This window comes from Pseudomonas syringae pv. tomato str. DC3000 (assembly GCF_000007805.1).
Lineage (GTDB): Bacteria > Pseudomonadota > Gammaproteobacteria > Pseudomonadales > Pseudomonadaceae > Aquipseudomonas > Aquipseudomonas avellanae.
In genome coordinates, this window is sequence record NC_004633.1 from 51,991 (window position 1) to 73,661 (window position 21,671).

The 21,671-nt window shown below is 58.6% G+C and carries 24 protein-coding genes; 22 read left to right on the top strand and 2 right to left on the bottom strand.

The features are described 5' to 3' along the window. Positions 1–15: 15 nt before the first annotated feature. From PSPTO_RS29715 to PSPTO_RS29745, 7 genes are all read left to right on the top strand, one after another. The gene (locus tag PSPTO_RS29715; protein WP_005622158.1) at positions 16–369 is read left to right on the top strand and encodes a conjugal transfer protein; all 354 of its coding nucleotides are present in this window, start codon (positions 16–18) and stop codon (positions 367–369) included. Further along, positions 366–1,073: a DotI/IcmL family type IV secretion protein gene (locus PSPTO_RS29720; RefSeq protein ID WP_011107031.1), complete on the top strand. Its 708-nt coding sequence runs from the start codon at positions 366–368 to the stop codon at positions 1,071–1,073. The genes PSPTO_RS29715 and PSPTO_RS29720 overlap by 4 nt, the downstream gene beginning before the upstream one ends. A 56-nt stretch (positions 1,074–1,129) precedes the next feature. Next, the gene (locus PSPTO_RS29725; protein ID WP_011106987.1) at positions 1,130–2,188 is read left to right on the top strand and encodes a DotH/IcmK family type IV secretion protein; all 1,059 of its coding nucleotides are present in this window, start codon (positions 1,130–1,132) and stop codon (positions 2,186–2,188) included. A gap of 5 nt (positions 2,189–2,193) precedes the next feature. After that, positions 2,194–3,552 (top strand): conjugal transfer protein TraO, encoded by a 1,359-nt coding sequence (traO, locus tag PSPTO_RS29730; protein ID WP_011106988.1) that lies wholly within the window; start codon positions 2,194–2,196, stop codon positions 3,550–3,552. Continuing rightward, positions 3,549–4,259: a conjugal transfer protein TraP gene (gene traP / locus PSPTO_RS29735; RefSeq protein WP_011106989.1), complete on the top strand. Its 711-nt coding sequence runs from the start codon at positions 3,549–3,551 to the stop codon at positions 4,257–4,259. Before traO ends, traP begins: the two co-directional genes overlap by 4 nt. A gap of 8 nt (positions 4,260–4,267) precedes the next feature. After that, positions 4,268–4,810 carry a conjugal transfer protein TraQ gene (traQ, locus tag PSPTO_RS29740; protein ID WP_003344373.1) on the top strand — a complete coding sequence of 181 codons (543 nt, stop codon included), beginning with the start codon at positions 4,268–4,270 and terminating at the stop codon, positions 4,808–4,810. A gap of 75 nt (positions 4,811–4,885) precedes the next feature. Then, complete coding sequence (locus tag PSPTO_RS29745; RefSeq protein WP_005769766.1) at positions 4,886–5,281, top strand: DUF6750 family protein; 396 nt, start codon at positions 4,886–4,888, stop codon at positions 5,279–5,281. 43 nt (positions 5,282–5,324) lie between these two features. Here the strand turns inward: PSPTO_RS29745 and PSPTO_RS29750 are convergent, their stop codons facing one another. Together PSPTO_RS29750 and PSPTO_RS29755 are read right to left on the bottom strand one after the other, a co-directional pair. Continuing rightward, complete coding sequence (locus PSPTO_RS29750) at positions 5,325–5,600, bottom strand: type II toxin-antitoxin system RelE/ParE family toxin (RefSeq protein WP_005740380.1); 276 nt, start codon at positions 5,598–5,600, stop codon at positions 5,325–5,327. Further along, positions 5,578–5,778: a type II toxin-antitoxin system RelB family antitoxin gene (locus tag PSPTO_RS29755; protein WP_002556012.1), complete on the bottom strand. Its 201-nt coding sequence runs from the start codon at positions 5,776–5,778 to the stop codon at positions 5,578–5,580. The genes PSPTO_RS29750 and PSPTO_RS29755 overlap by 23 nt, the downstream gene beginning before the upstream one ends. A gap of 184 nt (positions 5,779–5,962) precedes the next feature. On the opposite strand from PSPTO_RS29755, the gene PSPTO_RS29760 reads away from it, so the two are divergent. The 15 genes from PSPTO_RS29760 to PSPTO_RS29995 all read left to right on the top strand — a co-directional run bounded on the left by PSPTO_RS29760 (position 5,963) and on the right by PSPTO_RS29995 (position 21,623). Continuing rightward, positions 5,963–6,622: a conjugal transfer protein TraT gene (locus PSPTO_RS29760; protein ID WP_011107033.1), complete on the top strand. Its 660-nt coding sequence runs from the start codon at positions 5,963–5,965 to the stop codon at positions 6,620–6,622. Beyond that, positions 6,597–9,653 carry a conjugal transfer protein gene (locus tag PSPTO_RS29765; RefSeq protein WP_046463645.1) on the top strand — a complete coding sequence of 1,019 codons (3,057 nt, stop codon included), beginning with the start codon at positions 6,597–6,599 and terminating at the stop codon, positions 9,651–9,653. The genes PSPTO_RS29760 and PSPTO_RS29765 overlap by 26 nt, the downstream gene beginning before the upstream one ends. Before the next feature lie 23 nt (positions 9,654–9,676). Beyond that, positions 9,677–9,913, top strand: a complete 237-nt coding sequence (locus PSPTO_RS29770) for a hypothetical protein (protein ID WP_005769760.1) — start codon at positions 9,677–9,679, stop codon at positions 9,911–9,913. Positions 9,914–9,955: 42 nt separating this feature from the next. Then, positions 9,956–11,170: a conjugal transfer protein TraW gene (gene traW, locus PSPTO_RS29775; protein WP_005769758.1), complete on the top strand. Its 1,215-nt coding sequence runs from the start codon at positions 9,956–9,958 to the stop codon at positions 11,168–11,170. Next, complete coding sequence (gene traX / locus PSPTO_RS29780; RefSeq protein WP_011107035.1) at positions 11,160–11,762, top strand: conjugal transfer protein TraX; 603 nt, start codon at positions 11,160–11,162, stop codon at positions 11,760–11,762. The genes traW and traX overlap by 11 nt, the downstream gene beginning before the upstream one ends. A gap of 28 nt (positions 11,763–11,790) precedes the next feature. After that, positions 11,791–13,935: a DotA/TraY family protein gene (locus tag PSPTO_RS29785; RefSeq protein WP_011107036.1), complete on the top strand. Its 2,145-nt coding sequence runs from the start codon at positions 11,791–11,793 to the stop codon at positions 13,933–13,935. A 101-nt stretch (positions 13,936–14,036) separates the two neighbouring features. Continuing rightward, positions 14,037–14,282 carry a hypothetical protein gene (locus PSPTO_RS29790; RefSeq protein ID WP_003344389.1) on the top strand — a complete coding sequence of 82 codons (246 nt, stop codon included), beginning with the start codon at positions 14,037–14,039 and terminating at the stop codon, positions 14,280–14,282. Next, a complete protein-coding gene (excA, locus tag PSPTO_RS29795; RefSeq protein ID WP_011107037.1) occupies positions 14,279–14,929 on the top strand; it encodes a plasmid IncI1-type surface exclusion protein ExcA in 651 nt (216 codons plus the stop codon). The genes PSPTO_RS29790 and excA overlap by 4 nt, the downstream gene beginning before the upstream one ends. A gap of 92 nt (positions 14,930–15,021) precedes the next feature. Beyond that, positions 15,022–16,221: a conjugal transfer protein gene (locus tag PSPTO_RS29800; RefSeq protein ID WP_011107038.1), complete on the top strand. Its 1,200-nt coding sequence runs from the start codon at positions 15,022–15,024 to the stop codon at positions 16,219–16,221. 85 nt (positions 16,222–16,306) lie between these two features. Next, positions 16,307–17,392, top strand: coding sequence for a DsbC family protein (locus PSPTO_RS29805; RefSeq protein WP_011107039.1), 1,086 nt, complete (start codon positions 16,307–16,309; stop codon positions 17,390–17,392). Then, positions 17,379–19,667 carry an F-type conjugative transfer protein TrbC gene (gene trbC / locus PSPTO_RS29810; RefSeq protein WP_011107040.1) on the top strand — a complete coding sequence of 763 codons (2,289 nt, stop codon included), beginning with the start codon at positions 17,379–17,381 and terminating at the stop codon, positions 19,665–19,667. Before PSPTO_RS29805 ends, trbC begins: the two co-directional genes overlap by 14 nt. A 27-nt stretch (positions 19,668–19,694) precedes the next feature. Continuing rightward, positions 19,695–20,117: a hypothetical protein gene (locus PSPTO_RS29815; RefSeq protein ID WP_005769744.1), complete on the top strand. Its 423-nt coding sequence runs from the start codon at positions 19,695–19,697 to the stop codon at positions 20,115–20,117. 20 nt (positions 20,118–20,137) lie between these two features. Then, positions 20,138–20,701 (top strand): hypothetical protein, encoded by a 564-nt coding sequence (locus PSPTO_RS29820; protein ID WP_046463830.1) that lies wholly within the window; start codon positions 20,138–20,140, stop codon positions 20,699–20,701. Positions 20,702–20,888: 187 nt separating this feature from the next. Further along, on the top strand, positions 20,889–21,317 hold the full coding sequence (locus PSPTO_RS29825; protein WP_011107042.1) for a GntR family transcriptional regulator: 429 nt from the start codon (positions 20,889–20,891) through the stop codon (positions 21,315–21,317). Positions 21,318–21,395: 78 nt separating this feature from the next. Continuing rightward, positions 21,396–21,623, top strand: coding sequence for a hypothetical protein (locus tag PSPTO_RS29995; RefSeq protein WP_046463831.1), 228 nt, complete (start codon positions 21,396–21,398; stop codon positions 21,621–21,623). The last annotated feature ends 48 nt before the right edge of the window (positions 21,624–21,671 follow it).

Genomic DNA, 21,671 nt, shown 5'->3' on the forward strand with positions numbered 1-21,671 from the left:
GCAAAGGAACTCATCATGAAGAAAAGCATGTGCGGTGCACTGCTGATGGTTGTGTGCTGCCTGCCCGTTGTGGGAAACGCAGCAGTGTGCCGCTCAGGACAAGCGGCCAGTGTGGGCAGTCAGACTGCGTATGAGCGGGCCAAGAAGGCGTCGGACGTGTGGGCAGAGCGCGAGCGCACCGTCTCAGACGAACTCCAGGATTGCTTGTCGCGCATTCGCACCACCAGCATCAGCCTTCCCTCGTTTCCAAGCCTGGAAGACCTGATGAACCAGGTGGCCGATCAGGTATGCCAGGCGGCGGTGGACAAGATCAACAGCCATATCCCCAGCGGCTCGGACCCTTGGCAGTCGGTAGGAGGTTCATTGTGACTGACTCATCAGAGAAGTTGCTGCCCGTGGAAGAGTCTCTGGAAATACCTCACCTCCCCACGGCGGAAGATCAGCACACGTTCGAGCATGCCATGCAGTTGCAGCGTGACCGTGCGTTAGGTGCGGCATTCGCCCATCGCTGTCTGACCGCAGTGCTCTGGATGGCACCTGCACTGGTGCTATCGGTCAGCGTGAATGGCTACTTGGGCTGGCAGGTCGCTCATCCTCCGGTGAAGTACTTCGCGGCCGAGGGTGGTCGCGTGACCAAGATCATCCCTACGGACAAACCAGGGCATAGCAGGCGTGACGTGTCGGCCTTTGGGGCCGACACCATTCGCCAGAGCTTCACTCTGGACTTCGTGCATTACCGCGATCAGATGACCCAACTGGGCGAACGCTACTCGGAAGTGGGCTTCCAGGACTATTACAAAGCCTTGGTGGCCTCGAACCTGCTCAAAGCGGTCAAGGATCAGCGCATGAACCTCTGGGTAGACGTTGGCCCAGGTGTGATTCGCGGTAGCGGGACGATCGGGGACAAGTTTGCCTGGGAGTACCAGTACCCGGTGACTTTGAAGCTGGATGGTCAGCAATCGGGCAGTCCGCCTCAGCGCTTCATTTTTACTCTGCGCATTCAGCAGACGGACGTACGCGTGAAAAACGCAGGATTGGAAGTCACGCAAGTGATTACCACCAACGCTAACTGATACGCACTGGTGCATTTGGTGCGCGTTTAATCGGCTCCGCTAGACAGGAACCTCCTATGAAAACTTCAATTGCGCTGGCCCTATGGCTAGCGGCAAGCGGCTACGCCTGGGCGGATGAAACTGTCAGCCCAGAGGCCGCTCCGGCTAAATCTGCGGTTCCCCCCTCTGCCCCTGTTACGCCTGCTGCGGGGGCTGCACCTTCGGGCTGGGCTACGGGCGTGGGTGTAAACCCAGCAGCACAGAAAGCCGGATCGCCGGCACAAGGTAATGGCCCTGTGAATGCAGCACCAGCTCAGCAACCGTCTGGAAATGATCCGCTCCCTCCGCCGCCATCCGAGCTTTTTCAAAAGGCTCAGGACAGCGTTTCTCCGCTGACTCCCCAAGAGATTCGGCAACTGCGCGGGCAGGTTGGAGAGGTTGACAAGGCCATGGCCGCACCGCAGGTCGCCATTGTGCCGAGAATCAGCGCACAAACGGTGAATCTGTCGCCGGGGGCCAGTTTGCCGCTGGTGCGCACGGCGGTGAACTACCCCACTTCCTTGACCTTTATCGACAGTACCGGCGCGCCGTGGAACCTGGGCGCCGCGCCCATCAGTGGCAACCCCGATATCACGCCGTATTACGTGCCCAATAGCCCGGTCATGGTCTTGTACGCCGCAAAGCCTTTTGCCAGCGGAAACGTCACGGTTTACCTGAAAGGTTTGGCCGTGCCGATCATGCTCTACGTCAGCAGCGGGGAGTCGGATACCAAGGCCCAGACGTGGGCAGTGGACGCTCGCCTGGACTTGCGTGTGCCCAGGCGTGGGCCAGGTGCTCAGCCAGGCGCCGCTCCCGAGGTCCGTATCGGCTTGCACGATCGGGTGCTGCAGGGGTTTCTCGATGGCGTTCCACCCAAGGAGGCCAAACAGCTCAAAACCACCGGCAACGTGCCAGACACCACGGTGTGGCAAATGGGTGACGATCTGTACATCCGCACGCGGGCTGATATCCGGGACGAGTTCGAATCCACGTTGTCGTCGGCAGACGGTACGCATCTCTGGAAATTACCCGTGACGCCCTATGTGTCGTTCTCAGTCATGGGCCACACAGCGGCCCTCAACGTCGCCTTGGAGTAAGCATCATGGCAAACGAAAACGATGCCAAACGCGACATGAAACTCACCGCAGCGCTGGTTGGAGGCGCATTGGTGGTCGTTTTTGGCGGTGCCTATTACCTTTGGGACTGGCTGGCCAGGCCTGAGCCGGCGCAATCGAAGGTAGACCTGGGTCGAGTAGCACAAGCTTCGCGCAGCCACAGCACTGAAAGCCCTGCCTATCGCGATCTGCTCAAGCAATACAACGAGGAAGGGGCCAGCACGGCTAAAAACGAAAACAGCAGCTTCATTGCCAGTATGCCCATGGAGCAGACGAGCGTGATGCTGCCTGTGACGAAGGCCAAGCCTGCCCCTCAGGCAGAGCCTACCGCCCGGCGTAGCCATACTCGTCAGGACGAGAACTCAAAAGACTCCGAAAAGAAGGAAGACCCGCGTCTGAAGGCATTGCTAGAACGGATCAATCCTGAAAAAAAAGCCGAAGAGCGGCAGTCCGGACTGGTCTTCGCCCATGTTTTAGGGGGAACTAACGCTTTGAATGGCTCAGGCGATACGAACACGGGTTCTGCTGGAGGCTATGACAGCTGGAGTGAAACCCTGCCGGGAGGTGCCAAGCTGAAAACCGCTTCCATGAAAAGCACCGCAGAACCCTATTCACCTGTCGAAGTGGTGCCGCCCTACTGGCGCGGGGCTGGCGTGATCGATATCGGTGTGGACTCGGACAACAGCACCACGCCGGTGCTGGGCAAGCTGTCCGGGCCTTATGCCGGGGCTGTGCTCAAGGCACCCGAGGGCGCCAGGTTGGCCGGTGATGGTGTGGTGATCCACTTCACTGAAATGGCCTTCAATGGCGTCAATTACAAAGTCGATGCCTATGCGCTTCAGGACGACACCCTGTTGGCCAACGTGGCTTCTGAAGTGAACCACCGCTACATGTCACGCATTGTGTTGCCAGCGGTACTGGGCGGCATTGGCAATATCAGCGATATGTATTCGCAGGCCAATACTCAGGTCCTCAGCAATGGCTTTTCCACCCAGACCGCCCGACCGGGCATGCCGGATGGTACCGCCGTCGCCGGCACCATTCTGGGCGGTGCCGCCGGTCAGGCGGCCAAAGTGCTGACTGAAGACGCCGCCCGCACCCCGGCTACCCAAGTCAATGTGTTCAAGGGGCAGGTGGTCGCGATTCAGTTCATGCGAGGCGTATACGCAGGTGATGCCGTTGCCCCAGGGCGAAGCGGTGAAACGGTGCAACCTGCGGCTCCCGCTCAGGCCGTCATGTCGGCACAACCCCAGTCCCCAGCCCAACCGCTGACGCCTGATCAATGGCGTGCGCAGACCCAGACGCGAATCCAGGCGCAGCGCAAGCTGCAGGAGAGTCAACAATGAGCGAGTTCAGTCCAGCAGAGCCCAAGGCATCGACGATTGAAATGCCGGCTCCCACCCAGGCTCCCAGTCGTAGCGTGTGGCAACGCCCGATCGTCATGGGGCTTTCACTTCCCTGGCTGATCGGCATTGCCCTGGTATTGGCACTGGCTGGCTGGTACTTGTTTGGCCCCGAGAAAACCGCGTCAGTCAATCGTCTGGCCTTTGAAAATGACTTCGAACAGCAACCTTTGCCCGCTGAACAGTCGAGTACCCCCCCTGTTGCAGCCGCTGCCGAGTCTGATTTGGGCCAGTTCAAGAACGAGGTTGCGGCCATGATCGGCGGGGTGCGTACCTACGCAGAGGTGAATCGCACCGCGATCCAGCGCTTGTCCGAAACGATCAAGACTCAGGGGGTTGCACAACAGGCGTTGCAACAGCAACTGGCCGAGGCACAAGCGCAAAACAGCGTCTTGTCAGCACGTCTGTCCTTCCTTGAAGGACGACCCGGCGCGACGACCACGACACAGCAGGCCAGCAAGCCAGTCGCTAAAACACGTTCGCCGTTGAATGGTATGCGCGTGCAAGCCATTCAGAACGGCATGGCCTGGGTGTACTGGCAGGACAAGACCTGGGCCGTCAGTCCCGGCGAGAAACTGGGCCAGGTGACTGTCACCGGCATCAATCCCCAGGCCCGCGAAGTGCTGACCAGCGCGGGCACAATCAAATGAGGTAAATCATGGACGGCAGTACTGACGCGATTCAAATGTTGGTCAATCTGTCCCACAACCTGCTGACTTCCTTAGTCAACTTTGCCTTCACGCTGGGCAGCTTGTTTGCGGTCACTGGCGCTGTGAGCTACCTCGCCACTCACGCCAGTGCCGCGCGCAAAGCACCTGGCCATGCGGAAGGTGGCGGCAAGGTCATCGCTGTGTTGTTGCTCTGTGGAGGCCTGGCCGGCCTCGATCAAATGATCGGTGCTGCCGCTCGCCAGTTGGGTTGGCAGGGCGCGACCTTCGATGCCATCAGCTACGTGGACGTGGGCACCTTTGGTGTCGCAGCCGATGCGGCCAATGCCGTGTTAAGTCTGGTGCGCATGCTGGGCGTCTGGTTCGCGCTGCAAGGCATGTTGTCCTGGAAACGCTCGTTCAAGGACGGTCATACGGGCCTATCGGCCAGTCAGGACGTTTCAAGCGGTACCCTCAAGTTTGTCCTGGGCGTTTTCTGCGTATGCAATCCGTACCTGCTTAGCGCCCTGCAAAAAACCCTCGGCCTGCTGTAAGCAGATCGGGATTCCAAAGCGCCTCGGCGCACCTTCGATTGTTACACCCTGCTTATTAATCCATAGGAGTTGGCTATGTCCAAAGACGTAATGCTGTGCGCTGCTGTTCGCCTGTCGATTTTCAAAGATGGTCTGCGTCAACACATATTGAAAGGCCTGGCGGCAGCGATAGCTGCCAACCCAGTGCTGGCTTTTGCCGGTGCCGGCGGTGCCGACATTGCCGGGATGGGTAATTCGGCGGCAGTGGGCGCCAAGTCGTTGCAAAAGAATGCGCTGACCATTGCTCAGTTTGTGGGGGTAGTGTTTGTGATCACTGGGTTGGTTGCTGCCAAGAACAAAAAGGACAACCCTCAGATCAAAACTGGCCATATCGTGGGGTCCATCCTGTTTGGCGTGTGCCTGGCAGTGATCCCGGAAATCATCAAGCGCTCGCAAGCTCAAGTTGGCCTGGCACCCGTGGATGTGGGCTAAGCCAACCCTCCTGCGGTGACTTCGGTCATCGCAGGGCTACGGTTCAAGGGTATTGCTGACGGGCGTGTAGGATGCGCAGCACGTCGATAGTGTCGGCCCCTACCTGATACACCACTAGGTAGTTGGGATGCAAAACGCATTCACGCGTTCCGGTTTCGCGACCGTGGCGGAACAGGTAGGGTGCTGATGGAAGGCCTTCAACGGCCTTCAATATGTTGGCGTTCAGCGCCTCGGCGGCGATGGGGTTACGCTGCTCGATGTAGTCGATAATTTCCACCAAGTCGGTGGAGGCCTCATCAGCCCAGCGAATTGTTAGCACGGGCCTTCCTTCGCTCTGCTAGGGCGGTTTGCACCTTCGCCATTGCCTCGTCGTGGGGCAAACGTGGCTTAGTGCTGTTCATGGCTTCCTGCACCTTGGCCCGAAACCAGCGGTCATAGCTGTCTGCTTGTTCCTGTGTTTCGAACTCGGAAACGATGGGGGAAAGTTGGGTGCTCATAGAGACCTCCTATTTAGATACCCAACAGCTTAAACCTTCCGGGTCGTTCTGTCGTTTGGCCCGGACCACGTGCACCATTGCGGATCAACCGCTGTAATTCTGACGCAAACCTGCGGCGGCTAGCCGTACACGCCAAATAACCACGACTTTTCCTAATTCTGAAAATATTCCAGAAGGAGAGCTTATGGATGTCGATCTATCAGCCCCACCCTTGAAAGCAGCGTTTCAAGCTGAACGTGAGCAACCCTCGCTGACCCCCCTGATGCTCGATGTCAGCGGTGATCCTGAAACGCCGGTACCGGCGGCTATGCCGGGCGAGCAGTGCGCTTGCTGCGGACTGTGGACCCAAAAGCTGTGGCAGGGGGCTCGATCAGGGTTTACCGCCTCCCATGCGGTTTGCACCCTGTGCTACCTGGCCGGGCACCTGGACAGCCCTACGGCGGCTCACGGCGTGCTGGCCTACCTGCCCGGTATGGCCATGACGGATGTGCATCACCTGCAGCGCCGTGCGCTGATTGCCATTCTCGGCGGTACCCGCACGCAGCGTGCCCAAGGCAAAAGGGTTCTGCTCTGGCTGGCTCGACATGGCCGTGAGGTGGAACAAGCCTGGGGCACGACACGTGCCGGCGAATTCGCCATGGCCTTTCAGCGTCTTCCTCCTCACAAGCGCTCGACCCTTCGAAACCGCCTGGAAGGCTGTGCCCTGATCCTGCCGGCGGACATGTTCGAGGATCTGTCGCTATTACTGCCCACCGGCAAAACGGTCGCGGGGGCACTTTCCTCCCGCAGCTGGGACACCTATAAACGGAGTGACTTTTATGCCGAGCTTGATCCGTTGGGTTGAAGACCTGATCACAGAAACCTCCCGGTTTGCCGTATCACGCGATCTGCCCGACTATTGCGACTTGAACACGGTACTGCGTCTGACGGACGACGATCGCACTCGCCACCCAGCCCTCAATGCCCCGTATGTACTGGTCAACGACGATGGCGATTACTGCTCGGTGTATGCCGTTGCCGGCAGTTTTTGTGACACCGACGAAGCGGCACCCCTGGAGGCCCCTTATTCCTGGGCCGGCCGCTTGGAGCGCATGATGCATGCGCTGACAGCCCACTATCGCCGACATGGGCACAAAATCAGCCTGGTGTTCGACGATGACCCTGATCGAGGCCGCGAGGACGTCGAACGCCTGCTGGCCCCTCAGTACGCTTCTGTCAAACGGACCGGCATCGACTTGACGCCGATCCTGGACGAAAACGTTGAAAAGCTGGCCCCCTGGGTCTCTCGCGAACGCTGCTACCTGGTGTGTTACACCGGACGCAAGGCGCTCTCTGCGCATGAACTGATCGACGAAAATCGCCGTATCAAGCAATTGATCGGGCAAAGCCCGGATGCACGGTTTGGACAAAATCCGGTCCTGGCTGAAATGGCCGGCCTGAAAATTCGCCACGACGCCTTCATGAGCGCTGTGGAAGCTGCCTTTAAAGATGATGGCCAGGGTGTGCTGCTGGAACTGCTCGATGCCCATGCAGTGGGCCAGGCGCTGCGCTCTCAAGTGGACCGGCTCGGTACCAGTGAGCATTGGTACCCGCTGCTCCCTGATGATCCGATCACCCCGCATGGTGTGCGTAACGGCGACGATCACACACCGTTTCTGGCCCCGCAGCTGAAATTCCAGCTGATGAACCAGGACATGGAAACCAACGGCAGCAAGCTCTGCGTCAATGGGATGTGGCATGGCACCTTGTCTGTCGTCCTGGGACCGCAGACGCCGCAGACCTTTGCCAAGCTCAAGGCGCTGGTCCCTCGCGGCGTGCCTTGGCGCGTACGCATGGACCTGATGCCTGGGGGCATGAAGTCGCTAGGCATGAAAAAAGGCACGTTGGACTTCATGGCGTTTGTGCCGCCGCTTCGGCCCATCTGGAACTCCATCGAAACGTTGACAAAGGTTGAGCAACAAGAGCCGGTATGCGTCATGACGATCATGGCCTCCACCTGGGGTGACAGCCAGGCCGCAGTGACGCGCCATCTGACGCTGCTGACCCAGGCCTTTCAGGCATGGGGAGTGTGCGAGGTGACGCAAACCTTCGGCAACCCGGTACGCGCATGGGCCTCGACGCTGGTGGCTTCCAGCAAAGGCAGTGGCCCGAACCTGTTGTATCCGCCGCTTTCAGAGGCGCTGAACCTGTTGCCGCTGACCCGCCCGGCCTCGGCTTGGGAGGAAGACGGCAACGCCTTGTTCGCTACGCTCGATGGCAAGCTCTATCCGGTCGGTCTGGCCACCCCCAAGCAGAACAAGCTCACCAGTGTGGTCACCGGCTCTTCCGGCCAGGGCAAGTCGGTGCTGCTGAACAAGCTGGGCAATGTCACGGTGTCCAGCGCCCAGCAGCGATTACCGTTCATGGCGGGGGTGGACAAAGGTTTCTCGATGCAAGGTCAAGTCGCCTTGCTGCGCGACAGTCTGCCGCCGGAGCGCAAGGACGAGGTCGTGGGCATTGTGCTGCAGAACAGCCCCAAGCATTGCCGGAACCTGTTCGATATCCAGCTGGGCGCGCGGTTTCCGATCGCCCCCGAGCGTAACTGGATCATCAGCATGCTCACGGCCATGTGCATTGACCCCTCTACCGGCAATCCGCCAAACGAACGCGATACCCGGCAGATACTGGACCGCGTCATCAGCATGGCCTATACCGCCAATGCCGAAAAAAGCCCCAGAGCCTGGGCGCGCGGGGTCGTCCCCGAAGTGGACACTGCCTTGGATAAAAGCGGGTTGATCGAGCGCTATCCGGCCCAGTGGTGGGATAGCAGTACCTGGTATGAGGTGCGCGATCTGTTGTTTGAAGCAGGCTTTGTTAAGGAAGCGCAGCTGGCCCAGTTCGAAGCAGTGCCGGAACTGGCCGACATGACCACCTTCCTGAACCATGAAGACGTAGAAAGCGCCTATGGTCGGGTGCAACGTGATGGCAGTCAGGAGCTGTTGCTGGAGTACTTGCACCGCTGCATGACTGACGCCTGTAGAGAATTCAAGATGCTGGCCGGGCGTACGCAGTTCTTGATCAGTCCACGCACGCGAGTGATCGCGATCGATCTGAACAATGTCATGGGTGATAACACCACCAATGCTGGCCACCTGAAAACCGGAATCATGTTCCTGTTTGCGGGCCAGGTGGCTGGGGGCGATTTTGTGTTGCCTCAGTACAGGGATGAGCTGTTGGAGGCGGTGCCCACGCTTTACCACCCCATGCATCTCGACCGCTTGGAGCAACTGGATCAGGAGGTCAAAACCAAGGTCTACGACGAGCTGCACAATGCGAAACAGGTGCCCTTCATCTTTCCCATGCTGGAAACCCAGGATCGTGAGCAACGCAAATTCGGCATACGCACGGTGTTGTCCTCGCAGTACGTGAGCGACTTTCCCGACGCCATTCTGAATTCGGCCAACTCGCTGTACATGATGGAGGTGGACCCCAAGGACGAGAAGCTTCTGACCGACACCATCAAAGTGCCCAAGGTCACTCTGCAGCGCTTTCAGCGTTTAGGCTCAGGTCCAGCAGCGGATGGCAGCGGCGTACCGTTTTTGGGCGTGTTCCGAATCAAGGGTGGCGGCACCCTGGCGCGCATTCTGAAAAACGCCATGGGGCCCCTGGAACTATGGGCGTTGGGCTCTTCACCGACCGACAGCGCCCTGCGCAGGTTGTTGTATGAAGCGGTCGGCGGTTCCACGGCTCGCGCCATCCTGGCCGAAGCCTTTCCCCAGGGCACGGCAGAAAAACTCATCGCGCTGCGCCAGAAGCAAGCCGGTGAAGTGGATTCCAACAACGTGATTCGCACGCTGGCCAACGAGTTGATCAAACGGCGTGGTTACAACCTCTAGCCAATAAACGGAGAGCACATTCCATGAATAACGAAAATGATTCCCTGCACGACGCTTTGCGTGAAGCGAGCCCGGATCAATTACAGGCTTTGGCGGAGCTGGCCACCTGGATGGCAAAGCACCATCGGTTGCTGGTCGTTGGCCGGTCAAACGGTATTCGGATCGGCGCTACGGATAAGGTCATCGCGTTCATGCGCGAACACCTTGACACCGAGCTGGCGGATACGGTCTCGGAGAACCTGGTGCGTGTTGCGAACTGATAGGAAATGTCAGTCCCGGCTACGACATTTGAGGAAGTGATTGTGAAAAAGCGCTATGCATTAACGGCGATAGCCGTGGGGGTACTGCAAACCCAACAGGTCCTGGCGTACGTCCAGCCGGTGGCCGTCACGGCCAGCGTGCCCATTACGGCGCAGGTAATGCCGGCCATGGCCGGCCTTCAAGCTACCCTGGCGGAAATCCTGACCACTGAGACACAAATCGGCACGGCCATCGTGCAGGCCAGTGACAAGCAAGTCGCGGTTATTTCTGAGGCCGCACGTGCCCAGCGCGAGGCCGATATTTTTGGCCGTCAGACCGAGCGTCTGGAGCGTGCCCGAGAACAGTACTCGGTCCCTGACAGCATCTGCAGCGAGTCGGCCTCTGGAGTCGCGGCCACGGTGGGGAAGGTGAGCCGTGCGCAAACGGCGGTGCTGGCCAGCGGGGCAGGCGTCGGCAGTGCTGTGGTGCAGAAGACCATCGCTTCCGAGCCCGTGGCCTCGCGTCAGGGTGGCTATCGCAGTGCCGCCATGCACGCGCAGTACTGCACACAAAGCGAATCGGCCCAGTACGGCGGTACTGATCTGTGCCCGCAGGTCTCCAGCTTGCCTGGGGGCGACATCGAAATGCGCTCGTTGATCGACGGGGCGGGAGCCGTGGGCAAGGCCCCCGACTTGACGTTCAATCAGGATCAAGTCGATGCGGGCATGGCGTACATGAAGAACTCGGCACGCCATGACGGGGGGCGGGCACCGGGCAAGGGGGATATCCAGTCGGCCACGGGACGTGAGTATCAGGGGCTGATGACCCAGTACAAGGCGATTCAGAGCGCCGCGACTCAACCGCAGCTAGACATTATCGCCGCCAGTCAGGCCAATCCGGCCACACAGGAGGCATTGCAAGAGGCGCTACAGAATCCATCAGCGGCGGAGTATTTCGCTTCAACGGGAAGCCAGCAAGCACAACGCACCGGGGTGATGAGCGAGCGCGAGTTCGAGGCTTTCGAGGTGGGCAGGCGCTATGCCAATACCGCCTATGAAACCGACCTTCAGGCCCTGAGCGGAGACAACCTGATGCGTGAATTGGTGCGCGTGCAGAGCCTGGGCAACTGGCTGCAGTTGGGACTCAAAAACGACCAACGTCAGGCCAACATCATTGCCGGCCAGCAACTGGCCCTGGCGGCAGACGCCAAATACGTTCCGCAGCTTCAGGAACTGGGAGCAAAAATGAGTTCGGGAGTCACCGCACATGAAAACTGAACCTGACACAACAAAGCACGAGGACGAACAATCGCCGCCGGACGACAAGCATTCGGGCACACCGTTACGGCGCGCCGGCCATGTGGGGCTGTCGATCCTCAACCCGTTCTCTGACCTGGCGGTGATCTATCGCCGGGGCATAAAACCGACGGCGCAAAAGCTGAAGCTACTGAAGACGTTGCTGACCCCGGCGTCAGCAACGACTGAGGCAGATGCAGCCGGTGTCAGTTGGAGTGTGGCTGTCGCTCGTTCGGGAAGGACTATCGAACAGCTACTGACCTCCTACAACCGCATCAGGATGGCATGGTGGTGTTTGATGATGGTCAGCACCAGCCTGAGTGTTCTGCTGCTGGCCATGCTGCTGTTGGCCAACTTCAGCCTGCCATTGAGCACCTTTCTTCGGGCGACGGTAACGCTCCTGGTCCTGGGATCAATCGCCAGTTTGGGCTTCGTCAAAACGCTGATCGCGACCTACCGACTGTGGCAACTGCAGAAAAGGCGCGTCAGCGTAGCGGAACGAGGGACCTTCAAAGACTTTCTGGCCGAGACCCGGTGGTGCCGGCTGGTGCTTACTCGCGGCCACCTCAAGTAATACTGACCTCTAAATATGGACAGATGCCATGAACCTCATTAAACGCTTCTGGTGGATGGGTCTTCTGCTGGTCTTCTCCGTGCCGGTACTGGCCGATAACGTGGATTACCAGACGATCGCGGCAGCCTCCCAAAAGCCCAATGACCTCTCGCGCCAGGCGATGGTCATGATCATGGGCCAAGTAGCAGTCGATCCATTTGCACCATCACAGCCAACCTTGATTGGCTCACTGTTCGCCATTATCAATGGCGTTCTGGCCGTGATGGCCCTGTTCTGGTTTCTGACCATCACCCTGAAAACCATTGTGAAGGCTGGGCATCAGGGACAGTTTTTCGCAGGCGGTCGATCTGCGTTGTACCCGATCATGACGTTTGCCGGTTTCATCATGATCTTGCCCACCCAATCAGGTTGGTCACTGGCCCAGCTCGTCATGGTATGGGCCTGCTCCACCATGGGGGTTGGCAGTGCCAATCTGCTGACTGATAAAGCTGTGGACATGATGGACAGCGGCTACTCGATGGTGACGCAACCCACGGCTCCTTCAACCCGAAGCGCGGCACGGGGCATCTTTGAAATGAACTTGTGCAAGTACGCGATCAACCGTGAGCTGGAGTCGCTGTATGCGGATGGTGTGGCCAATACCCCGTTGATTACCACCAAGGGGGGCAACGGCCAATACGACACTGGCAACGGCAGCGCGGTGTGTGGTTCTGCCAAAACACCCAATACGGGCCGCACCGGAACCTGGAACCTGCTGTTTGACAGTGACGTGGACACGAGTGGGGTGATCACGGCGCAGCACCAAGCGCTAGACACCATGCAAAGCACCCTGGATCAAGCGGCACAGGCGTTCGTAGACACCTACCTGAGCAAGCGCGACCAGGATACGGGGAGCTTCCAGGACGCCGAGACGCAGATCCAGAACGCAGCCGCCGCCTATGAAAACACGGTGAACCTGGCCCTCAACAAGATAGATTTCAAGGACACACTGCAAAGCCAGTTGTCGAGCCAGATCAAAAGCAGTGGTTGGGTGGCCCTGGGCAGTTGGTATCACACCTTCGCCACAGCTAATAACAAGACCAACGACGTGGCCAGCTCGACCCCGGTTGTCACGGGGATGAGTAATCTGGGCGAGCACGGCACCGGCGACTTGTATAACCAGGTGTTCGCAGCCTACAAATCGCAGGTGCAGAACAGTACCTACACCGCGCCGCTGGGGACGCAGACGACCAAGGATGACGGGGCGGCAGCGACGGCGAATGACCCGAATGCAGTGTTTGTTGGCATTTTTAAGTCGCCTATGCAGAAGTTAACCTCGTTATTTGCAACTGGGAAAATTGGTACTGATGCCAGCTTTTCCAACCAGGTGAACCCGCTTATCAAAATGCAAACCATTGGTGACTACACGCTGGGAACTGTTGAAACCCTGATGGTGGCCTATGCCGGGACGTGGGCAGCTGCCTCATCGGCCAGTAATTCGCCGTTGGGCTGGGGTGCCAAGATATTTTCGGTGGATGTCGGGGCGGTGGTGAAAGATGTGCTGGGTGCGCTGGCCCCGATGTTCTATTTCGTCATGTTCGCCCTGCTGGCCATCGGTTTTTCGCTGGCCGTATTTCTGCCTGCTGTGCCCTTTCTGTTCTGGATGGTGGGCATATTCAACTGGGTCGTCAGTGTGCTGGTGGGCTGTGCGGCGGGCTCAATGTGGGCTGCCACGCACCTGGGGGCCGAAGAGGACAAGGGGAGTCGCAGTACCTACGGTTATATCTTTCTGATCGACATGATGCTGCGGCCTTCGTTGATGGTACTGGGGTTCTTTTTTGCGTCGGTGGCCGTAATCGGTGGGGGAACGATCCTGAATCTGTTATTCGCCTCGGCGCTGGCCAATGCCAACGCGGACTCGATCGTGGGATTGTTCAAGATGATCGGATGGCTGATGATCTATGCCCGCATTGCGACCTTTGGTGTGACTCGACTCTTTGGCCTGCAGGCGTCCTTGGCGGACTACGTGATCTCGTTCCTGGGCGGTCGAGAAGGCGCCAACCTGATGGGCGGCATGGTCGATAACATGAAAGGCATGTTTGGTGCTGCTGGCTCTGGGGCACAACGTACCCCTGGCGTTAAAATGCAACCTAGGAAGCCTGGCGCAGGGGGCAATGGGGATGGAATCCAGTAGCAACGGCGCCATCGATCACGGCTATCGGACAAATGGTGTCATGGGTCTCGTTGTCACCCGCTATTGTCTAGGTAGTGCCCAGCCAACGAGGTGTTCATTCAATGATGCCCAACGCGATTCATCACAACCCTGACCCGCGCTATTTGTGCGGACTGATAGATCAGGCAGGGCTTAGCCGCCGAGGCGCGGCCCAGCTGATCGGAATGTCGTGGTCAGGGTTTCGAAACTACCTGCGTGATGAATCGCATTATTTGTACCGGGAAGCGGATTACCGCGTTCAATTTGCCCTTGAGTGCCTGGCGGACGCTAAAGTACTCAGGAAAAAGGAAACAGGAGAGAAATCATGAAAGTACAGCGCCTGAAAACAGCGAAAGAAGGATGGTTTTGGATCGTCAAAATCTTCTACATGCTTTTTGCTTTTCCATTTGCAGTGCTAGTTGGAGTCCCTTCACTTTTCATCGCTTCCTCGCTGATAGAGGAGAAAGACTTCACTACCCTCGGTTTTTGCTCGATGCTTTGGCTTGGCGTACTGATTCCCATGGGAATATTCATCTATGGCGTACTGAGTCGCCGTCGTTTGCTCAAGCGAGTCACACGGGTCATAAAATCGCCGCAGTTCTTCAACCCAGACCCTACCAATGAGATTTATCACGAGGGTGACGGCAAGTACCTGGGCATCGACACGAAGAACGGTACCATTCTGTACGTGCACCGCATTCGTAAGGAGCAGGTAGATGTGGTGGCCCTGACCATGGACGACTGGACCAACCGCGAGGTCGAAGGCAAGGGCATATTACGCCTCTATACCAAACACCCGGATCTTCCACGGATCGAAATCGGAACACCCTTGGCGCAGCTTTGGTATGACACCCTGGGGGCTATGGAGCACAAGCAGAAGCAGTACAGCACCCCACAACCGTTCAACCGCTATGTGCATGACCACCTCGAAGCGCTTGAACGTGATCTGAACGTGCAGATCCCACGCCTGGCGTGAAGCCATAACCCCTCCGCAGCTGTTCCCGACGCGCTTTACCTTTCTCTCACACCGCCCACTCCGGGCGGTGCGACTATTTGTGGGGCATCGCAATGCAAAATCGACAATCCCAAGGTGCATGGGAGGGCGAGCAAGCGCAGATGTTATTGGCGCTTTGTGCAGCCGTCCTGTTGTGCTGGATGTTCTTCGATATCTTCGTGTACTGGACCACCTGGACGCTTTATTGGTTATGGAAAATGGTGGATTTTCCCTTCATCCATGTCTGGGCCGGTGGCAAGATCAACCTGCTGGCCGACGTGGCCAACCACGCCAAGGCCGTGACGCTGGATGAGTGGCTTGAGGTGATGAACGCTACCAGTGGGATTCTGCTGCTGTTCCTGATACCGCTGGTGATTGTGAGCAGTTGGGGGCTGGCGCAGCATCCGGTACTGCCGTTTCGCAGCAAACGCCTGGTGAACATTCACACGCTGCCTGGCCTGGTGAGTCGTTTCGCACCCTCGGTCATCCCGGTGTTGGCCGCGTCCGGTCCCGATGGCCTGATGAACGATACCTCCCCCAGTAATGCCTGGGCGCTCAAGCCCGAGGAGTTTGCCGAACGTTACAACCTGGTGCAGCGCAAAGTGCTGGATCGAGAGGCTGCTCGTGCGGTGTTCGAGGAGCAAGTCGGAGATGTCCATAATGGACTTCTGGACTTGACGCCCTATGAACGGGCCTTGCTGGCCGTATTCGGTCTGCAGGTATTCCTCAATGACCGCAAGGCAGCGACCCGGTTGCTCGATGACCTGAACCGTTCCTGCATGATCAAGGGGTTGTTGCGGCGCAAGACCTTCTCGTTGACGCCGCTGTACGGCTTGGCCGACGCGGGGTTTGATCGCGTTGCAAAAGCACCGGGCGTCAGTGAGTGGCTACAAAGCCATAGATCGATGCGCACCGCGCTGGTGGCACTGTATGGCCGCGATCTGCGCTTGGCGCCGGCGCGCTTTCGCTGGCTCAAGGGGGTTAACCGTACTTTGTGGTATGCCTTGCACAGTGCCGACACGGCCAAGGTGTTTGTGGAAGGCGCCGGTGTTCAGGCTCAGGCGCGGGCAGAAGTCCATGCCAGAAAGCTGGGGCTGCCACGTCCTGGGTTGATGGTGACCCAGGCCATCGATGGCTTGCAGGCCGAGTTGGAAAGCATCGGTCTGGTATTTGCGCGACATGTCATCACGCCTAAACGCCGGGAGGCCTCTGACCTTCCTGTCATGACGGCGGTGTATGCCGTGCAGCCTACTGAGTTAACTGAGCCAGCCTGAAGCGCTACGTCTCGCCGCGCCCTTCATATCCCCTTTCTGACACTGTTCCATTCAATTGAATTCATCTTCTATCAGAGGAAACCCCATGGCCTCGGCATCTTTGCGCGCCCCGTTTTCGGTGGACATCCAAGGCGATCAGCTTGTTGTTTATCAGGCAGATCAGGAAGAAGGCATCGTGACACGCACGATTTGCACCCTGGACCTTCGCCATCAGCACTCGTTTTATCTGAGCAATGACGGTGTGGTCTGCCGCGATGTTCAGGGTTTTGAATTCTCTCTTGAAACCCATGACAGTGACGAAACCCATGAGCTACTGACCGCACTGTCGCGGGCTTTGCTGCGTCATGGACGACGCAAGACCCAGCGGCGTCTGATGGGCGTGTTCGTGCTGTTGGTTGTGCTTTGCCTCGGTGCCCCATGGCTTGGCCGAGCGCTTGAATTGCCTGTTGTAATGCCGGCGGCGCAGGTCATCACGCCCTCAGTCACGCCCCCCCCCAAGCCGGACCTGGCCAAGCGCAGCGCGCCGGCGCCGATCGCGTCTGAGCCACGCCAGTCCGCTGCAGACGTGGCACCTGACGATGGCTGGATATTGCCCTGGGAAGTTCGGGCCACACTCCCTCAAAAGCTGCACAACGCTGCGGAGCGCAAGCTGTTCACCGTTGACTATTCCAGCGGTCACGCGCGCACGCTGTATGTCTTTTCGGACCCTGGCTGTCCGAACTGCCAGCGTCTGGAGTCGTCCCTCAACACGCTCTCCGATGCCTTCAACGTGGTGGTGTTTCCTGTGCCGGTGATTGGTAAGGAAAAGTCGATTGCCGCTATTACGCCGGTGCTGTGCCTGCCGCCTGAGCAACGCAAAGCCGCGTGGGATCGCCTGTTTGATGCAGCCCCCGAGGGTGTGAACTTTGGGAAACCCCCGTTAAAGCCGGCGTCGGAAGGGGTGGAGTTGAAAGCGGCGCAACCAGCAGGCACGTGCGATGTTGCAGAAAAGGCCTTGGGGATCAACCAGACGGCCTATCAGGCGTATCGCATACCGGGCACGCCCTGGGTGATCAGCGACGATGGGCGCTATGTGCCGCAGGCGTTGTTGCGTGATCCGATCAGGCTCAAAGCCTTCCTAGATGAGCGACCTGCCCGCCAGGTTCAGGAGGTGTCGAATGCGCCCCAATGACTACGCCGTCGAGCGCACGCGCCTAAATCGGCGGGTTTACCACTCGGCACTGGCTGAGTGGTTGATGGGCCCCGGTAGTCTGACGCTGGGCCTTGCCGGGTCTGTGGTGGGAGGCGTCCTGTACCCGGTCAGCCTGTGGCTCAGTCTGCCGGCCTTGCTGGTTTGGTCACCTGTCATGCTGCTCGAACCCTGGCAGATGCCCATGCGCATGCCTTCAGACATGGACTGCCTCGACCCTTCGACGCAACGCCAGGTGACGGGCAAGCTGCTGGGTTTCTTGCCGGTCACGGCCATGCGCACGGTGATGCTCAAGGCAGCGGGCATCCTGTATATGGGGTACCTGCGCGGTCGGGACGCCGGGCGTGAACTGTGGCTGTCGCTGGATGACATGACCCGCCATATTCTGATGTTCGGTACAACCGGTGCCGGCAAAACCGAAGCACTGCTGGGGTACGTGTTGGGCCAGCTGGGCTATGGAAAGGGCCTGATTTATTCGGACGGCAAGGCCCAAAATGATGTGGCCGCCGCGATCGTGTCGCTGGCCCGACGCTTTGGCCGTGAAGACGACGTTCGGATGATGAACTTCATTACCGGGGGCCGCTCCAGGGCACAGGAACTGCTGGAGGACAACAAAAGCAGAGGGCAGACCAATACCGTCAACGCGTTCGGTATTGCTCAGGAAACCTACATCATCAACCTGATGGATTCGATGTTGCCTCCTGCGGGCAACGATGCCGGCTGGCAAGAGAAAGCCCGGGCCATGATTCAGGCTTTGGTGTTCTCCCTGGTGTACAAGTGCCGGCGTGAAGGCACGGTCATGTCCCAGCGCACGATCCAGGCACATTTGCCGTTGCGGGCCATTGCCAAGCTCTACATCCAGTCGGTGGAACAGCAATGGCATGAAGACGCCCAGTTACCCCTGAAAAACTACCTGGGCACATTGTCCGGTTTTGACCTGGCCAAGGTGGATTCGCCGGAGGAATGGGCGACCACTGCGTTGGATCAGCATGGTTTTCTGATCCAGCAATTCACCCGCATGCTGGCCTTGTTCAATGACACCTACGGCCATGTGTTTGCTCGTGACGCCGGCGACATAGACCTCAAGGACGTGGTGCATAACGATCGCATCCTGGTGGTCCTGATTCCTGCGCTGGAAATCTCCTCGACCGAGGCCGCGACTCTTGGGCGTCTGTACGTGTCGCAGCTGGCCATGATCCTGAGCCAGGATCTGGGGGAGAAACTGGAGGGCAAACCCGAAGACATCCTGGTGATCCGCAAGTACAAGGACCGCTTTCCGTTCTTGTGGATCTGCGACGAGGTCGGGGCCTACTACACCGAAAAGCTCGGTGAGCTGGCCACGCAGGTACGCTCCCTGGGGTTTTGCCTGCTCCTGGCCAGCCAAGAGGCGCAGCGCCTCAAGTCGGCGGCCGGCGACAAGGTGTGGACGCTGATCGGGAACATGGGGGTCCGAATCACCGGCAAGATCATGGACCCCAAGGACACTCTCGAAATACTGCAGTTGATGGCCGGTACCGAGTACCTGCCAGTGATGAGCGGTATGGTGCGTCAGGCCGGAATCATGGGGGCCAGCTGGGAGGAAGCAGACACACTGAGCCTGAAAGATGAGAAGAAAGTCAGCGTCGAGGAAGTGCAGCAGCTCAAGGAGGGGGAAAACATCACGCTGTTCAACGGACAAGTGATTCGCGGCAGCTCCTTGTACATTCACGATGCTGACAAGCTGTCCAAGGAAGCGATCCGGATCAACCGCTTCATCGAGGTGGCCCCGCCAGCGCTGGACACCTTGTTGGCCGGTGCGCCTGCTCACATTCGGCGCAGCTATTCGCGCGCGGACCGCGTGCAGCAGATTCTGTACCACCTGGCGATGAAGCCTGGTCGTTCAGACCTTGAAAACCTGGTGCTGACAGATCCGACGTTGGTCGTCTTGAACGAGCTGGGAGAAGAGTGGCGGCTGATCTGGCGTCGCCGTCCTGGAGCGGCAGTGCGCAGCACCTTGTTATGGCACACAGCGCTGGAGCATGTGCCCAAGCGCGGAAGCGGCTACGTGGCGCAATCGTCCACGGCGCTGGACCTGACCGTCGGCAGCAAGCGGTTGCAGACCTATCAGGCGCAGCACATCGATCCGGCCAGAGTACCGAAAGTGAAGGGCAAGGCGCCTGCACCTAGAGCCACAACGCCTGTTCCACCAAGCCACGACCAGTCACCGCCCTATTTCGACGACGGATCGTATTCGCCGGCGCCGTTCGACTGGGATTAATAGACCGCACGGGCAGGAGCGCAGCCGATGAGTTACAGACCTCAAAGTGATCCCTGGTTTTCAAGGAAGGTTTTGAAGTTTCACATCGCGAAAAACACGTTTGCGGTATTTAGCCAATATGGAGGGCTTGGCTTGTACGGCCTTCCACCCACTGGGTCCGTTACCCGAGATATAGGTGTCGATGATTGCCGGGCTCTACTGCAGAACATGAGGCACTGGCTGGGGTCTCCAACGGCCCACGCAGAAGCCATCCAATGCAGTACCGATATCGACTACGTGCGTTATCAGGTTGATTGGGTCCAGTCGTGTCTGGGCAAGGAATCCAACCAGAAATACCTGGGTGTGATGTTCATTCTTGACGGGTGGGACGACCGTCAAACGGATGAAGACAACAGACGAGCGGATGCCTATTGCCACCGTCTGTATTCGTCATCGCCTTACGACGATTAACTTTGCTGATCGGAGCCCCCATGAAAGAGACTCTTTGGCGAGCTTTTGCGGTGATCGTGTCGCGTCCATGCGTCGCCGCCTGGATCATTCGACGCGCCCAGCGTACGCCTTACCAACACATCACCTCGGCCGATGGTCAGGAACGCTACATGGGCCGCTGGTGGCTGTTCGATGGCTATGATCGCGCCAGGCAGCAACCCAAACACCGCTGGTTTCCCTGGTCGGTCCGGGTCCACCACATCTTGTGCGAGGATCGTGATCGCGACCTGCACGACCACCCGTGGCACGCCCGTACGATCATCCTGCAGGGTGGGTACGTCGAGCTGCGTCTGATCATGATCAATACCCATGGACAGGTCACTGAGCGTATCGAGCGCAGAACAGGCACCTGCGCAGCGCTGCGTCCTGGTGAGTATCACCGTATCGACCAGGTGGCAGCTGGCGGTGCTTACACCCTGTTCATCACCTGCCCTAAATCCTGTGACTGGGGCTTTCTGGTCAACGGGGTGAAAGTCCCTTGGGATGTTTACACCGCAGATGACAGCGCTTCGTTTGAGTCCAGCAGGGTCGCCGGCGACAAGTAGACACCTTAAGGGGGGAAACCCCAGAAAATTCCGTCACCCCAACTCCAGCCCGGCCAGGAGCGCATCCAGGTCCTCGGGGCTCTCAAGCGGTTCCTGATACACATCACAACCCCGTCAATCATGTGCAGCGCTGAGCCCAGCTCTACAGCGCAGGGGGCAGTACGCATTCGTTAAATAGGTGAAGGACATGATTAACCACAGAACGCAAAAAATGCACGCTCAGCAGGTGCTTGAACACCTGGCCTACGGCTTGGCACAGCCAATAGCGCTGCCCCGCGAGACCATTGAAGAAGTGCTTCGCGAAGCCATCATGGATGGACGACTTGAACCGGGTGAACGGCTTACGCAGCAAGCCATTGCCAATGCCTTCCAGGTCAGCCGGATGCCGGTGCGCGAAGCCCTGCGGTCATTGGAGACGCAGGGTTACATCGCGACGGAGTATCACAAAAGTTATCGGGTCACGAACGGCCATGACCTGCCCCAGTGCGGCCACCTGCCTGGCTTGCTGAGGTGCGTTGCAGAACGCCATACGCAGCTGGGCGACCTCGAATCAAAAGTGGCCTTTGAAAATGAAATCCTGCACGTCCTGGGCCGGCTGCGCCCTACCCCTTGCTGATGCTCCAACCGGTAGCTATAGGCATGGCTGTTCTGCATCCAGCCGTTGGCACTGAAACGCGAACAAGGAATGACAACAATGACAAACCACCTTTCTAAGTTCATCTGCAACGACGATGGGCGCAACGATGAAGAGTATCTGCTGATCAGCCAGGATCGGCTCGACGGTGCGCCTCGGGACGCGTGGGAGGCCAGTGCCCCCTGGCTTGACACTGCTGATTTTCAGCGGTTCCGGCGCGGGCTTTACACACGGTACTTGAGCAAATCGAGCCATGAAGGGCCGGTGGTGTCCAGGAGAGCGTCCTAGCTCGTTGAAAACAGCGGATTTTGTAACGCGAAAAGTGAGGCTCCCATG